This window comes from Arthrobacter sp. Cza30 (assembly GCF_059090765.1).
This window is the reverse complement of the sequence record NZ_JBNHGA010000001.1, coordinates 489,184-504,228: the sequence shown is the minus strand read 5'-3', so window position 1 is coordinate 504,228 and position 15,045 is coordinate 489,184. Positions and strand designations below refer to the sequence as shown.

13 protein-coding genes are annotated in these 15,045 nt (G+C 71.5%); 3 read left to right on the top strand and 10 right to left on the bottom strand.

What is annotated here, in order from left to right:
* The first annotated feature begins 6 nt into the window (after window positions 1-6).
* Window positions 7-2,538, top strand: a complete 2,532-nt coding sequence (locus AC5RVZ_RS02160) for a LuxR C-terminal-related transcriptional regulator (protein ID WP_494064137.1) — start codon at window positions 7-9, stop codon at window positions 2,536-2,538.
* 139 nt (window positions 2,539-2,677) lie between these two features.
* Window positions 2,678-3,466 carry an IniB N-terminal domain-containing protein gene (locus tag AC5RVZ_RS02155; protein WP_494064136.1) on the top strand — a complete coding sequence of 263 codons (789 nt, stop codon included), beginning with the start codon at window positions 2,678-2,680 and terminating at the stop codon, window positions 3,464-3,466.
* A gap of 561 nt (window positions 3,467-4,027) precedes the next feature.
* Here the strand turns inward: AC5RVZ_RS02155 and AC5RVZ_RS02150 are convergent.
* From AC5RVZ_RS02150 to AC5RVZ_RS02140, 3 genes are all read right to left on the bottom strand, one after another.
* Window positions 4,028-5,659: a dynamin family protein gene (locus tag AC5RVZ_RS02150; RefSeq protein WP_494064135.1), complete on the bottom strand. Its 1,632-nt coding sequence runs from the start codon at window positions 5,657-5,659 to the stop codon at window positions 4,028-4,030.
* Complete coding sequence (locus tag AC5RVZ_RS02145; protein WP_494064710.1) at window positions 5,656-7,449, bottom strand: dynamin family protein; 1,794 nt, start codon at window positions 7,447-7,449, stop codon at window positions 5,656-5,658. The genes AC5RVZ_RS02150 and AC5RVZ_RS02145 overlap by 4 nt, the downstream gene beginning before the upstream one ends.
* 244 nt (window positions 7,450-7,693) lie before the next feature.
* Window positions 7,694-8,695, bottom strand: coding sequence for a hypothetical protein (locus tag AC5RVZ_RS02140; RefSeq protein ID WP_494064134.1), 1,002 nt, complete (start codon window positions 8,693-8,695; stop codon window positions 7,694-7,696).
* Between the two features lie 165 nt (window positions 8,696-8,860).
* Between AC5RVZ_RS02140 and AC5RVZ_RS02135 the strand changes: the two genes are divergently transcribed.
* Window positions 8,861-10,048, top strand: coding sequence for a THUMP-like domain-containing protein (locus AC5RVZ_RS02135; RefSeq protein ID WP_494064133.1), 1,188 nt, complete (start codon window positions 8,861-8,863; stop codon window positions 10,046-10,048).
* Between the two features lie 24 nt (window positions 10,049-10,072).
* Here the strand turns inward: AC5RVZ_RS02135 and AC5RVZ_RS02130 are convergent, their stop codons facing one another.
* The 7 genes from AC5RVZ_RS02130 to AC5RVZ_RS02100 all read right to left on the bottom strand — a co-directional run bounded on the left by AC5RVZ_RS02130 (window position 10,073) and on the right by AC5RVZ_RS02100 (window position 14,996).
* Entirely contained in the window at window positions 10,073-10,633 is a 561-nt protein-coding gene (locus AC5RVZ_RS02130) for a hypothetical protein (RefSeq protein WP_494064132.1), read from the bottom strand.
* Complete coding sequence (tsaD, locus tag AC5RVZ_RS02125) at window positions 10,630-11,697, bottom strand: tRNA (adenosine(37)-N6)-threonylcarbamoyltransferase complex transferase subunit TsaD (protein WP_494064131.1); 1,068 nt, start codon at window positions 11,695-11,697, stop codon at window positions 10,630-10,632. Before tsaD ends, AC5RVZ_RS02130 begins: the two co-directional genes overlap by 4 nt.
* The gene (gene rimI / locus AC5RVZ_RS02120; protein ID WP_494064130.1) at window positions 11,694-12,191 is read right to left on the bottom strand and encodes a ribosomal protein S18-alanine N-acetyltransferase; all 498 of its coding nucleotides are present in this window, start codon (window positions 12,189-12,191) and stop codon (window positions 11,694-11,696) included. Before rimI ends, tsaD begins: the two co-directional genes overlap by 4 nt.
* The gene (gene tsaB, locus AC5RVZ_RS02115; RefSeq protein ID WP_494064129.1) at window positions 12,188-12,847 is read right to left on the bottom strand and encodes a tRNA (adenosine(37)-N6)-threonylcarbamoyltransferase complex dimerization subunit type 1 TsaB; all 660 of its coding nucleotides are present in this window, start codon (window positions 12,845-12,847) and stop codon (window positions 12,188-12,190) included. The genes rimI and tsaB overlap by 4 nt, the downstream gene beginning before the upstream one ends.
* 81 nt (window positions 12,848-12,928) lie before the next feature.
* On the bottom strand, window positions 12,929-13,375 hold the full coding sequence (tsaE, locus tag AC5RVZ_RS02110) for a tRNA (adenosine(37)-N6)-threonylcarbamoyltransferase complex ATPase subunit type 1 TsaE (protein ID WP_494064709.1): 447 nt from the start codon (window positions 13,373-13,375) through the stop codon (window positions 12,929-12,931).
* Between the two features lie 116 nt (window positions 13,376-13,491).
* Window positions 13,492-14,616, bottom strand: a complete 1,125-nt coding sequence (gene alr, locus AC5RVZ_RS02105) for an alanine racemase (RefSeq protein ID WP_494064128.1) — start codon at window positions 14,614-14,616, stop codon at window positions 13,492-13,494.
* A complete protein-coding gene (locus tag AC5RVZ_RS02100; RefSeq protein WP_494064127.1) occupies window positions 14,613-14,996 on the bottom strand; it encodes a holo-ACP synthase in 384 nt (127 codons plus the stop codon). The genes alr and AC5RVZ_RS02100 overlap by 4 nt, the downstream gene beginning before the upstream one ends.
* Between the last annotated feature and the right edge of the window lie 49 nt (window positions 14,997-15,045).

Genomic DNA, 15,045 nt, shown 5'->3' with positions numbered 1-15,045 from the left:
CCGGCGATGTCCTCGACAGTGATGCCCGCGTCGTTCTTCGACGCGGCGAACTTCACCGGGCTGCGGCATGCTCGTCCCGTGGTGGACGCGCTCTCCGCCGGCGACGCCCCGCCTCGCGTCCACATCTCCGGCACGGCCGGGTCGGGCAAGACCACCATCCTCCGCAACGCGCAGAGGTTCCTGGTGCGCAGCGAGACGCCGGTGAGCATCCTGGGCCCCGACACGGATGTGTCCGCCGTACCGCCCACGCGCGTGCTGCTCGTCGACGACCTTCATCTGCTCGCCGACGCCCAGCTGGACGGGCTCGCGGAGCGCGCGACCGACCCGGATGCCGCGCTGGTGGTGACCAGCCGGCCATGGCCCCACTCCCCCGAGCTCTCGAGCATCGCCCGGCAGCTGGAGCGGAGCGGGCCGGCGGTGGTGCTCGGTCATGTGACGCGCTCCGACGTCCTCGACTATCTCACCGCCCACAAGCGACAGCTCGCTCCCGCGTGCCTCGATCACATCCTCACCGTCACCGGCGGCGTGTCGTGGCTGGTCTCGGCCGCGCTGGCCGCACATGACGAGCGCGACTGCGTCGCCGACAACGCCCACACGGCGCTCGCGCACGTGCTCGAGCAGAGCGTCGCGCACCGGCTGGACGTCGTCGAGGACGAGGTGCGCCGGATCATCGAGGCCGTGAGCGTCGCGTCACCCGACGACGCCGCGGCGCCATCGCACCTCCACGACGATCCGGACGCGATGATCGGTCAGGCCTACGCGGAGGGTCTCCTGCTGCGCAACGGTCGCGCCGTGCCGATCGTGCGGACGGCCGTCCGTGCCGCGCTTCCCGCCCGCCGCCTCGTCGAGCTCTTCGCCGCCCTGCCGGGAGCGGACCCCACCGGCTCGGCGGATGCGGGACTGCTCGCCGACGTGCGGGACCCCCGCCTGAGCCCTGGGCTGATCGACCGCGCCGATCATCTGCTGTCCTCCGACCCCGCGCGGGCTCGTGAGCTGTACCGGGCCGCCGCCGACACCGGCGCCTCCTTCCCTGAACTCACGGTCAAGCAGGCCGAAGCCGCCTGGGCGTGCGGTGACATCGACGGCGCGGCACAGCTCGTGGACGAGACGCTCGCCACCGGCGAGCCGACGACCACGGTGGGGTCCCGTCTGGCCGACGTGGCGGCGGCCACGTGGTCGATGCGCGGCATGCTGGCCACCGGATGCGGGTTCTACCGCGCTTACCCGCCCGCCACGACCGAGGCATCCGTCCGCGCGACGATCGCGTGGCTGGGCGCCGGTGACGCCGCCGCTGCCGGATCGATGGAGCGCGAAGACGTCACCCGCGCACCGTCGACGCTGGGCGTCGCGATGGATCTGCTGCGGCGGGGGCTGGAGGCGACACTGCGTCCGCATCCGACGGAAGCGGCCCTGGCCGATCTCGTGCGAGCGTCGCACCTGTACACCGCGTCGCGCAGCACCTCTCCGATGCCCGAGGTCCCCGCCGTGCTGGCGGCGGTCGTCGCGATCGGCAGCGGTGATCTGGCGACCGCGAGCGCGGTGGTGAACGCCGCGGTGGACGGTCACTCGGGGTCGCCGTGGATGCTCTCCCGACTGCTGCTGTGGCGTTCCTGGATCGCCATGCAGCAGGCGCAGGGGCCGCAGGCCCGAGAAGCCCTCGAGGCCTCCCTGGCCATCACACCGCAGCCGGCGCCGCGGGACGGTCTGCTGCTGCAGGCGCTGCGGATCGGGCTGGCACGGCGCTACGAGGACGCGGCCGGTCTCGCAGCGGCGTGGAAGAGCGGCCGTGACAGCCTGCTGGACGTCGACATCGACCTCTACAGCCTGCTGCCGCTCGCCGAGCTCGTCACGGCCGGCGCGCGGACGGGCGACGCCGCGACCACCGAACCGCTGTTCGCGCGCGCCGCGCAGCTCGTCGAAGCGCTCGGGTCTCCGGCCGTGTGGTCCGCGCACCTGCGGTGGGCGGGCATTCAGCGGGGCATCCTGCTCAATCGCCCCGAGTCGCTGAGCTCGCACGCGCACGCGCTCGTCGAGGCCGCGCCGGTCAGTCACGTCGCGGCCACCATGGCGAAGGCCGGGCGGCTCTGGACCTCGGTGCTCGCCGGGACGGCGAACAGCGACGAGGTGGAGTCGGCGGCGCAGGCCCTCGCCGCGATCGGACTGCGATGGGATGCCGCGCGGCTGGCCGGCCACGGCGCGAGGAGGACGACGGACCGCAAGGTGGCGGCGCGCCTGCTCGCCCGCGCCCGCGAGCTGCACCCCGTCGAGAACGCCCGGGCGGCCGAACGCCCCGCGGAGCAGCAGGCCGACACGCCTCGCCCGCAGCCGAGCGGATCCGTCCTCAGCGAGCGCGAGACGGACGTCGCGCGGCTGGTGCTGCAGGGCAAGACCTACGCCGAGATCGGCGAAGCGATCTTCATCTCACCCCGCACCGCGGAGCATCACATCGCGAGCATCCGCCGCCGCCTGGGCGCCACCTCGCGTTCGGATCTCATCGCCAAGCTGCGGGTCGCGCTGGCTTCGGAGCGCCCCTCATGAGGCCGACTCCCAAGCGCCGCCGCGCGCCATTCCCGAACCCCGTAGGGGTCTTCCAGCGATCCCGGGGAAACCCCCGATTCGCACGAAGTGCACAACATCTACTCTCAGGAAACAGTCTCGAAGTGACAGGAGCCGCGTCATGACAACACCGCTGGCAACGATTGCCGACGCATTGATCGAGTTCATCCTCAGCCTGCTGCGCGACCCGGCCACGGCGGAGGAGTTCGAGGCGGACCCGCAGGGCACGCTGGCCCGCAACGGCCTGAGCGACGCCTGCGTCGAGGACGTGCGCGCTGTGGCGCCCGTCGTGGTCGACCGCCCCGACATCCACCCCAAGCCGGCGCCCGCGGCGCACGTGGTGCCCGTGAATCCGAATCCGCCGTCGCCGCCGACCGTCGAGAAGGAGATCTGGAACATCGCCAACAACTTCTCGATCGACAACCGCGCCACGATCGTGGACCAGTCGGTCAACCAGAACATCTGGGCCGAAGGCGACGTCAACCAGATCTTCGACCAGGGCGCCGTCGTCAACAGCGGCGACAACGGCGCGGCCGCCGGCGGGGATGCCGACGTGGACAACAGCGACGACGACGTCACCGTGGGCGATGTGGCGATCGGCAACGACGACACGACCACCAACATCACCGACTCGTTCGACGACGAATCCACCCACACCGACACCGACGCCGATGTGGACGTCGACGACTCCTTCAACGACGACTCCACCGACGTCGCCGTCGATGTGGAGGTCGACGACTCGTTCAACGACACCACGACGGTCGAATCGACGGTCGTGGACTCCACGGTCACCGACTCCACGGTCGCCTACGGCTCCGCCGACGCCTTCGAGGACACGGCGGCCGCAGAGCCAGCGCCCGTCATGGCCGAGGAGCCGCCGCCCGAGGTGGAGTACGAGGAGCAGCCCTAAGGTACCGACGTGCCCGACCGGCAGAACGACTCGCCCTCGCGTGCCCTGGCCCAGCCAGGGCACGCGAGCGGGCGCCCGCAGCCGCCCGCCCTCCGGGGCCCGCAGCCGCCGCCCTACTCGCCCGCCTCGGCGCCACGAAGCGCTCCCGACGCCGCCCCTCAGGCAGCCGCGCCGCGGCGGGAAGCGCCCGAGCGGCCTCCGCTCGCGAGCCCCAACAAGGCTCCGGTGCTCACCAAGGTGCCACCGCCGTTCACCGTGCGGCTGAGCCAGTTCCTGTGGGTGCTGAGCCTGCTGGCGGGCGCCATCGCCGTGGTGTACGTCTTCGTGATCCGCGAGGACCAGCTTCCGCTCATCTCCGACGCCGTGCGCGCCGTGGCGGAGGGACGCAGCGACGAGACGTACACCACCGCGGCCGACATCATCTACTGGTCCATCTTCGGCATCGCCGTGGGACTGACACTGATCCAGGTCGTGCTCCTGGTGTCCTTCAGCAACCGCAAGCCCAACGTCCGCTGGTGGCAGCTGGGAACGGTGATCGCGCAGATTCTGCTGTTCCTGCTGTCACTGGAGATCGTCGCGGTGGGCGAGAACGGCCCACTCATCCGGCAGGTTCTGCTGGCGCAGTGGGGACTCGCGCTGCTCGCTCTGCTGTTCGGAGCGTTCCGGAATGCGCTGCAGTGGACCGCCCGCAAGCACGACGTCCGGCGAGCCGGCGGCGGCGACGGCGGGAACGAGTTCTGACGCCGCCTCCTCGAGGCTGCGGATCACCGTTCGGGCGACGTCGACCGTGGCGCGTTCAGCCAGCGGCGACTGGCTGAGGGTCCGCCACGTCGCCAGCAGCTCCTCCGCGCGCTCGCGCTGCTCGGCGGTCGACGCGGTGTCGGGCAGCCCGAGTCGCGCCGACGTGGACGTGCCTGCGCCGCCGATGATCCGCTCGGCGGCATCGGCGTCGGCCTGCGACAGGGGCAGCTCGCCCGCGCGGGCGCGTGAGAGCAGCGACAGCTCACGAAGCGTGTGCGCCGTGGCGTAGATGCGCTCGATGCCGCCCGCGATCGCGTCCGTCCCGGGACGCGGCTTGTCGCGCAGGAGCCGCTGCAGCGCGTCGAGGACGCCGCGCACCTTCAACGCGCCGGCGCGCGAGCGGAACTGCAGACGGATGAACTGCTGCAGGTCGTTCAGACCGCTCTGCTCCACGAGCCGCTCCGACAGCTGTGAGGAGTCGGTGGCCCCTCCTCGGATCAGAGCGGCGGCCAGGCGGACGCCGAAGATCCCGAACCGCGCCAGAAGCCGTCGCCGCACCTCCACGCTCAGGGCCGTGAGCTCGGTGGGTCGCACGAAGCGGTCGGCCGACACCATGAGACGCTCCCGGCTCTGCCGCTCCAGATGCGCCAGTTCGCGGAACGAGGCGAACTCGTCCTCGCGGAGGGTCCGCGCGCTCTCGGCGAGGAGCCCCGCGACCGGGACGACGCCGAGCGTCAGCGAGTTGAGCTCGCCGTCCCTCTCGTACCGGCGCGCCACCTTGCCGGCCGACAGCATGGAGTCGATGCGCCCCGACCCGATCTCGTCGGCACGCGAGAGGACCGCCACCGCGTTGACCGTCTGAGACCCCCCGGCGGCGGTGTCCCGGAAGGACTCCAGGAACTTCACGTCGGATGCGTGCAGGTGCCGCATGAGATAGACGATGGCGTCTGCAGAGGACGGCTCCGTGTCGGGAACGAGGAAGCTCGTCGAGCGCGCCGAGACGTCGCGGGAGAGCGACGCGATGCCCGGCGTGTCGATGAGGATCAGCGAGCGCAGCCCGGTCGACGGCCAGCCCACGTCGATCCAGGCGACCTCCTCGGCGGGAGTGTCGCCGAGGTCCAGGACGAGCCGGCCGTCCTCCCGCCGGATCGCCATCCGTCGCGCGGGTCCGCTGTGGGGGTGGATCGTCACCATCGGTGTGGCGGAGTAGCGGTACCACGTGACGACACGGGTGCATTCGCCGGCATCCGTGGGCGCAAGCTGCTCACCGAGCATCGCGTTCAGCAGCGTGGACTTCCCCGCCTTCACCATGCCGGCCACCGCCAGGCGCAGCGGCTCGCGCAGCCGCCGGTCGAGGTCCGACAGCACCTCGAGGGCCGCCGGGTCGTCGGCGTACAGTTCGGACGCGTCGCGGACGAGCGCGGCCGCGTCATCGAGGATGGGCGTCCTCACTGCGTCGCTGCCTCCACCGTCCGCAGGGGCGGGAGCGCGGGGATCCTCGCCCTCAGCGCCTCGAGCTGCTGGATCTTGCCCTGCAGCTCCTTGACCCGCTGGTCCCGCTCGCCCGCGTAGCTCCCCGCTGCCTGCTTCGCCGCGAGCACAGCATCGGCCAGGGACCGATGCAGCTCGTCGGCGAGGCCGCCGAAGTGGTCGCGCGCGGCGCGCTGCACGAGCCGGAGCCGGTCCTTCAGCTGCTTCCCGACCTGGAATTGCACCTCGTCGAGGTGCCGGCGGACGAGGTTCTTCGCCTCGAAGCGGCGGCGCGACAGACGCGCGCTCATGTCCTCCCGATACGCGCGACGACCGACCAGGACGCCCGCGAGGAGGGAGAGCGGGTTGATGAGCGAGAGCCCGATCAGTCCTGTGGCGAGGCCCACCATGAGCACGCCGCCGTATGATCCGCGGACGCCGATGTAGATCTTCTCGCCGGCGCCCAGCTGCCCCGGGTCGAGATCCGACATCGTGTCGACCGCGTCGAGGACACCCGTGGTGTCGCCCACGCGGATGACGGGCAGCTGCCCCTCGCCCTCGATGAACAGCTCCGCGACCTCCTCGCACAGCCACCGGGAACGCTCGTCGGTCCAGACGAAGGTCTCGGATACGGCGGCCGAGACGCGCTGATCGAGCCATTCGGTGATCTGGTCCCAGATCGGTCCCGGATCCCCCTCGTCGATCGCGCTCTCGGCCTCGCGCTGCACCTTCCGCAGCCGGTCGCGCAGGTCGTGCTCCATGTCGGAGATGAGGTCGGCCACGCCGTCGTTGAGGGTGATCTGCCACCGGGACGACCGGCCCCGGAACTCGTCGGCACGGGCCTTGGCATCCTCGAGCTGGGCGATAAGCCTCGGGGTGGCCTCCGGATGCAGGATCGCCTCGAGCTCGGAGGCCAGCGACATCTTCAGCTGGTCGACCACCGAAGTGAGGTCGTGGACGGCGCTTCGGGAATGGATGAGCTCGGCCCGTCCCAGCACCTCCTGGCGGAGGTGCGCGACGAGCGCCGGGAAGCCGGACTCCTCGTTGAGGTCCCGGTCGCGCTCTTCGGCGGCCATGAGCCGCAGGTCGCTGGAGACGGAGAAGATCGGCACGTCGCCGATGTCACCCAGATGGTGCCGGTCGATCCGCTCGATGTCGCGCCAGTGCGGGTACAGATCGGTCTTGCTGAGCACTGCGGCGACGTTGGGCGAGACGCGCATGGCGTGCTTGAGGAACTGCACCTCGGGCTCGGTGTACTCCTGCGAGGCATCCGACACCAGCAGCACCGCGTGCGCGGACGAGAGCGCCGCGAGCGTCGCGAGCGCGTTCGTCGAGTCGAGCCCGCCCACGCCCGGCGAGTCCACGAGACGGAGCCCGCCTTTGAGAAGCTCACGCGGCAGGACGACCTCGGCGGCCATGACGCGGCGCTCGTTGCCGGGATTGCCGCCCTCCGAGACGAACTGCGCGATCTCCTCGAGCGGTATGCGCCTGCGCTCGGGCGGCTGGTCATCGCCGGTCTGTATCGTCACCCACGCCTCGGGCGCCGGCGCGTAGCCGACCGACGTCGGCACGCTCGTGGCCACATCGTCGTCCACCGGGCAGACGGGCGCGTTGACGAGGGCGTTGATGAGCTTGCTCTTGCCCTTCTTGAACTCGCCGACGACGATGACCCGGACGTTCGGATCCCGAAGCCGGTTCTGCGTCTGCTCGAGTCGCTGCGCGAGGTCAGCGCGACCCGTCGACGCCGCGAGCTGGCCGACACTGTCGACCATCGTCACGAGCGCTTTACTGGTCGAACGCTGCACCGGCGACTCCGACGGTGCGTCGGCGTCTCCCCCACCGGCTTTCGTTACGGCAACACCTTCAGCCACGAATGTCCCCCATCGCCACATCCCCGATACACGCTACGCCACGACGGGCGCTCGTGGGCGGGGTGATCTTCGTCCTCGTCCGCCGACATGGTCTTGCCCGGCCACCTCCCCAAGGGTGGCCGGGCAAGCGCCTTGTCGATTCGGCTCAGAGGTCGATGTCGTCGACGACGACGGCGTCAGGGCTGAAGAAGTTGCCGCTGTTCTCCCACTCGAGAGTGTTGTCGATCTCGGTGACCTCGTTGAACGACTCGTCGAAGGCGACGTCGATGTCGGTGTGCTCGGAGTAGTCGTTGAACGAGTCCTCCACGTCCACATCGATGTCGTACTCGGTGGTCACCGACTCGTCGTTGAACGAGTCCGTGATCGTCGTGGTGTACGTGTCGTTGTCGATCGAGATGTCGCCGATGGTGACCGTCGTCTCGCTGTTGTCGACGAAGGCGTCCCCGCCGGCCGCGGCGCCGTAGTCGCCCGAGTTGGCGACAGCCGACTGCCCGAAGCCCTGCGTGACGTCGCCTCCGACCTCGCCGAACGACTGAGCGACCGACTGGTCGACGATCTGCGCGCGGTTGTCGAGCTCGATGTGCAGAGCCCCCGCAGCGCCCGCCGCGCCGGCAGCGCCCGCCATGCCGCTGAAGTCGACGTTGCCGCCCACGCCGGTGTTGTACTGACGCACGCCGACCGAGACCGAGTGGTCGTTCAGGGTGTTGAACGAGTCGGTGAAGCGCACCGAGTTGTCGGAGTTGTCGTTGTACGAGTCGTTGACCGAGTTGTCGGAGTTGTCGGAGTTGTCCGAGTTGTCCGAGTTGTCGTTGTACGAGTCATTCGTCGAGTTGTCCGAGTTGTCGGAGTTGTCCGAGTTGTCCGAGTTGTCCGAGTTGTCGTTGAACGAGTCCTCGAGCTCGACATCGACGTCGACATCCGTGGAGTTGTCGGAGTTGTCGGAGTTGTCCGAGTTGTCGGAGTTGTCGGTGACCGAGTTGTCCGAGTTGTCGGTGGTCGAGTTGTCGGAGTTGTCGGTGTTCCCGACGACGCTGCCGACGTTGTTGTTGTCGTTGTCGATCGCGTTGTCGTCGTTGTCGATCGCGTTGTCGTCGTTGCCGATGACGTTTCCGTCGTTGTCGACCACGTTGTCTTCGATGTCAGGCATGGGTCCTGTCCTTCTGTCATGGAATGCCGGTGCGGCTGCTCCATCAGTGTGCGAGCAGCCGCATGCCGCCGGCATCGGGGATGCCCCCGGAGCCTTCGCCGGTCCACCTAGGGTTTCGGTGGGGCCCTGTGCCGAGGCGAGAGGGATCGCACCTAGGCTTGCCGGGTGGAGATGGCCGAGCTGACCGCGCTGCTGACCTCGGAAGGGCTGCGCCTGCTCGACGGGATGCCGCCGGTGGAGTCGGCCGCGGACGTTGCCACCGCCGTCACCTCGCTCCGCGCCGCCGGGCACTCCCCCGACCTCGTCTCGGCGGTCGTCGGGCAGGCGCGTCTGCGCACCCGCGGTCGCGCGAAGTTCGGCGACCTCGCGGAGCGAATGCTCTTCACACGCGCGGGACTCGAGCAGGCCACGCGACTGCCGATCGCCGCGCGACATGCTGCGCGCTTCCGCGACGCCGGCGTCGCGCGCGTGGCGGACCTCGGGTGCGGCATCGGAGGCGACGCCCTGGGGCTCGCGGGCTTCGGCATGAAGGTGACCGCGGTCGACGCCGACGAGGTGACCGCCGCCATCGCGGCGTACAACCTCGCGCCGTTCGGCCGCGACGTCGAGGTGCGGCAGGGCCTCGCCGAAGAGGCCGACCTCTCCGCCGTCGACGCGGTGTGGCTCGACCCGGCACGTCGCAGCGCCGGCCACACCGAGACCACCCGCACGCGTCCCGCCGACTGGTCCCCGCCGCTGGACTGGGTGTTCGAGCTCGCCGCGCGCATGCCGGTCGGCGTCAAGCTGGGGCCGGCCCTCGACCGCGACCTCATCCCCGCCGACATGGAGGCCCAGTGGGTCAGCGCCGACGGGTCGACGGTCGAGCTCGTGCTGTGGTCGAAGTCGCTGGCGCGGGACGGTGTCCGGCGGGCCGCGCTGGTCATCCGCGGCGATGCCGCGCACGAGCTGACCGCCGATGCCGACGCAGCCGACGCGCCGGTGCGGGCGCTGGGGGCGTTCCTGCACGAGCCCGACGGCGCCGTCATCCGGGCGCGGCTCATCGGCGACGTCGCCCGCGCGCTCGAGGCCGGGATGCTGGACGAGCGCATCGCCTACCTGACCTCGGATGCCGCCCTCACCTCGCCCTTCGTGTCGTCGTTCCGGGTGCGCGAGGTGCTGCCGGCCGACGTCAAGGCGCTGTCGAAGGCGCTCCGCGAACGCGGCATCGGGCGCCTCGAGATCAAGAAGCGCGGTGTCGACATCGACCCCGCCGTGCTGCGCACGCGTCTGAAGCTCACCGGCAGCGAATCGGCGACGCTTTTCGTCACCCGCATCGGCACACGGCGCACCGCGATCCTCGCCGACAGGATCTGACTCGACGGGCCCGCGGCGGCTCGATCAGCGCAGCAGGTTCGCCTGGCTCGCCGCGAAGAGCAGCCACCCCGCGCTGTAGACCAGGGAGACGCCGCCGATGGCGATCGCCCATACCGCGACCGCTCGGCTGGCGACAGGACGGCGCAGCGCGAAGATCGCCGCCACGATCGCGAGGATGCCGATCGGGAAGCCCCATCCCACGAAGAGCGAGACGAGCAGGCCCAGGATCGCGAAGGCCAGCGCCCACCCGCCCAGAGCGCGCGCGAGCGCCGATGCGTCCTGCGGCTGCCACCGTTCCGTGAGCGGGATGTTCTCGGTGCCCGGTTCGGCGGGCGCCGACTCGACGGTGACATCGACCGGTCCGGTGGGCAGGCGATGGAAGCCACCACGGTGGGCACCGGGGATCGTCGACGGCTCCTGCGTGGGCGAGACATCGGGTGTGGGACGGTCGATGATCGGCATACCCGGCGCCGGAGGTCGCGACGCGTTCGCAGCAGCGGCGGACCGCGTCGACCCGCCCGTCGCGCCCGGGTCATCGGAGCGGACGGCGTCGGCCGGCCGAGGCATCCGCGGGTCCTCGCTCATGCCTCCTCCGCGACCTGGATCTCGGTGACCGGAAGGGTGGAGTCCGCTCCGAACCGCAGTGTCGACGCCGGTCGCCCCGACATGATGAGCTCCGACGCGAGCGCCGCGATCATCGCCCCGTTGTCCGTGCACAGCGACAGCGGAGGGATGCGCACGGTGACCCCCTCGGCCGCCGCGCGCTCCAGGGCGACATCCCGCAGCCGGCGGTTGGCGATGACCCCGCCGCCCAGCAGCAGTCGCGGCACCCCGTGGTCGCGGCACGCCGCGAGCGCCTTGGTCACCAGCACGTCCACGACCGCCTCGCGGAAGCTCGCCGCCACGTCGGCGACCGGGATCGGCTCGCCCGCGGCCTGGCGCTGCTCGGTCCAGCGCGCGACCGCCGTCTTCAGGCCCGAGAACGAGAAGTCGTATCGGTGGTCGGCCATGTCGGAGGCTCTCGAGAGTCCACGGGGGAACGCGATGGCGTTCGGATCCCCGGATGCCGCGGCGCGATCGATCTCGGGCCCCCCGGGATAGGGAAGACCCAGCAGGCGCGCGACCTTGTCGAAGGCCTCCCCCGCCGCATCGTCCATCGTCTCGCCGAGCAGCTCGACGTCGCCGGTGAGATCCCGCACCAGCAGCAGCGACGTGTGGCCGCCGCTGACCAGCAGCGCCACGGTCGGGTACTCCAGCGGCGGAGCGTCGGCATCCAGGATGTCGGCGGCGATGTGCCCGACGAGGTGGTTCACGGCGTACAGCGGCTTCTGCAGCGACACGGCGAGCGCCTTGGCCGCACCCACGCCCACCATGAGGGCACCCGCGAGGCCGGGACCGGACGTCACGGCGACGGCGTCGACGTCGGCGAGCGTCACGCCGGACTCGTCGAGCGCGGCGCGGATGGCAGGCTCGAGCGCCTCCAGATGCGCGCGCGCCGCGACCTCGGGGACGACACCGCCGTAGCGGGCGTGGTCGTCCATCGAGCTGGCGATGGTGTTCGACAGCAGCGTCCGTCCGCGGACGATGCCCACTCCGGTCTCGTCGCAGCTGGTCTCGATGCCCAGCACCAGCGGTGCGGTGCGGTTCATGTGCAGGCCCCCGCGTCCTCCGGCTCGGCCGCGCGAGCGCCCTGCCACCCGCGCAGGTCGAGTCTCATCACGACGGCGTCCACGTCATCCGGCTGGTAGTAGCGCGGCTTGCGGCCGATCTCGATGAAGCCCTCCGAGGCGTACAGCGCCTGGGCGACCGGGTTGTCCGCGCGCACCTCCAGGAACACGCTGTGCGCGGCGCGACGGTTCGCCTCCTCCAGGAGCGCGCGCAGCAGCCCGCGCCCTCGCCCGTGGCCGCGCGACCCCTCGGCGACGGTGATGGTCTGCACGTCGGCATCCCCCGCTCCCGCGACGGCTCGCAGTCCCGCGTAGCCGACGAGGCGGCCGGCCTCCTCGTCGACGATGTACCACCCGTGCTGCGAGGACAGCTCTTCGCGCATCATGGCCTCCGACCACGCGTCGGTCGGGAAGGAGGTCCGCTCGAGGCGCATGATCGCGTCGAGGTCCTCGGCTGCCGCCCGTCGCACGGTCACGCGACGACCCGCTTCGGTGCGGACGGGAGGGTCACGTCGGGCGAGCGCAGGTACAGCGCGTCGGCGGGGCCGATGACCCGCCGTGCGGCGAGCGCCCGCGCGCCCGCGATCGCGAGGAGCGCCGCGGGGATGCGCTCGGCATCGCGGCGCCGGGCTCCCGCGCCGGCGAGCACGTCCTCCAGCTCGTCACGCGGCGCGAGCGCCGGCTCGCTGACGCGGACCGGCAGCCCGTCGTCGTCGAGCCCGCGGTAGACGGTGTAGGCGAACTCGCGACGACGGGCGTCGGTGACGACCGCGAAGGTCTCGAGGCTCCCGTCCTCGTACCCGCCGGTGAGCGCCTCATGCAGCAGCAGCTCCAGCGCGACGGCGTCGTGGCTGACCACCGGAAGCACCGGGATGCCGCGTCCCATCGCGAACGCCCGTGCCGCGGCGATGCCCACCCGCAGCCCGGTGAAGGGGCCGGGCCCCATGCCGGCGGCCACGTGCGTCACCTGTGAGGGCGACGCGGATGCCTCGGCGAGCGCCTGCTCGATGAGGGTGCCGATGACCTCTGCGTGGCCACGCGGATCGACGCTGTCGACCTGGGAGCGGACGACGCCGTCGGGCTCGATCACCGCCACCGCGGAGCCGAGCGAGGTGTCGATGCCGAGGATCACGCCTTCCAGGGTAGTCGCGGCACGTCAGCTTTCCTGCGCGGTCCGGCCCCTGGCCCTCGACGTCCCGCGACCGGGCCGGCCCTACGGCCGCCGCGAGATGGTGACGAGGCGCGGTGCGTCGGCGTCGAGTTCGGCCTCACGCGCCGTGGTGCCGCACGCGTTGTCCACCCCGTGACCGTGCCACTCGCGTTCCAGCTCGATCTCCCACCAGCTCTCGCGGATGCCCTCGACCATGCCGCGGCCCCACTCGACGATGACGACGGAGCCGTCGACGTCGATGTCGAGGTCGTCCAGCTCGGCGGGCGACCCCAGGCGGTATGCGTCGACATGCACGAGGGGCGCGCCGCCGACGAGTGACGGGTGGGTGCGGGCGATCACGAAGGTCGGGCTCTGCACGGGGCCGCGGACGCCGAGACCCTCGGCGATGCCGCGCGTCAGCGTCGTCTTGCCCGCCCCGAGGGGGCCCGTCAGCACGACGAGGTCGCCGGCGCGCAGCATCCCGCCGATCCTGCGGCCGAGCGCCTCCATCTCGGACGGCGAGGCGATCTCCTGGCGCCCGATCAGCGGGTCCAGGCCTGCGGAGGGCGTGTGCACGTTGGTATCCACGTCAGATGCAACGCCGCCGGCGTCCGGCGCGTTCCCGCTCACTGCGAGACCTGCCGGCGGGGAACGCGAGGCCCGACGCGAGTGACGATCTCGTAGTTGATCGTGCCGGCGGCATCGGCCCATTCGGTCGCCGAGGGCTCGCCGAGCGTCGGATCGCCGAACAGCACCACCTCGTCTCCCACCGAGACGGGGGCGTCGCCGACGTCGACGACGAACTGATCCATCGCGATCCGCCCGACGACGCGGTGGCGCCGACCGTTGATCGTGACCGGCCCGCCGCCGGATGCCTGGCGCGGCACGCCGTCCGCATATCCGAGCGGGATCAGCGCGAGGGTCGTCTCGCGGTCGGTGCGGTAGTCGTAGCCGTACGAGACGCCCTTGCCGGCCGGGACGCGCCGGACGGCGGCGACCGCACCGCGCAGCGTCATCGCGGGCCGCAGCCCCAGGTCGGCCGAGGACCGGTCGTCGAACGGCGAGAGTCCGTAGATCCCGATGCCGATGCGCACGCATCCCAGACGCGTCTCGGGCAGGTCGATCGCGGCGTTCGTCGCCGCGAGGTGGCGCAGCGGCGGCGCGAGGCCGACCGAGGCGGCGACCGCGACGCCGTCCTCGAAGGCGCGCAGCGCCGCGCGGTCGTCGTCGGCCGAGGCGTTGGACAGGTGGCTGAACAGCGCGATGACCCGGAGCCGCCCGATGCGCTCGAGGCGCGCCGCTTCGGCGAACACCATCCGGTAGTCCTGCGGCGGGATGCCGTTGCGCGAGAGCCCGGTCTCGAGCTTGAGGTGCACGGCGACCGGGCGGTCCGCAGACGCCGCGGCCGCCGCCCGCTGCAGCTGGTCGTAGCTGGAGATCCCGAGCTCGATGCCGTGCGCGGCCGCCTCCGTGAAGTCGACGCCCGGCGCGTGCAGCCACGCCACGATCGGCGCGTCGATGCCGCCGCGGCGCAGCGCGAGCGCCTCGGTGATGTCGGACACCCCGATGCGCGTCGCTCCACCGGCGAGGGCGGCCGCCGCCGACCGGACGGCGCCGTGGCCGTAGCCGTCGGCCTTGACCACGGCGATGACCTCGGACTCGGTGAGGCGGCGCAGGTGGCGCACGTTGTCCTCGATGGCGCCGACATCGACCGTCGCCTCGCGCAGCACGCCGGGACGCAGCCGGGTCATCGGGTCACCTCATCATCGTCAGGATCTCCGGCCGCCTCGGCGACGACGTACGCGGTCGCAAGACCGGCGTCGTGCGAGAGCGACAGGTGCAGCCCCGTGATCCCGCGCTCGGCGACGACCGTCGCGGTGGAGCCTGTCAGGGTGAAGACGGGGCGGCCGGATGCCTCGGCGGTGATCTCGATCTCGGTCCAGTGCACGCCGTCCGAGCCGCCGAGCGCCTTGATGAGCGCTTCCTTCGCGGCGTAGCGTGCCGCGAGCGAGTGGGGTTTGAGTGCGCGCTCACCGCCGGAGAACAGCCGGTCGACCAGGCGCGGCGTGCGCGCGATCGTGCGCTCGAACCGTGCGATGTCGACGAGGTCGACGCCGATTCCCACGATCATGGTGCCCTCCCGCTGCCGCGGCGCGCGGCATCCGTCACCCTATCGCGCC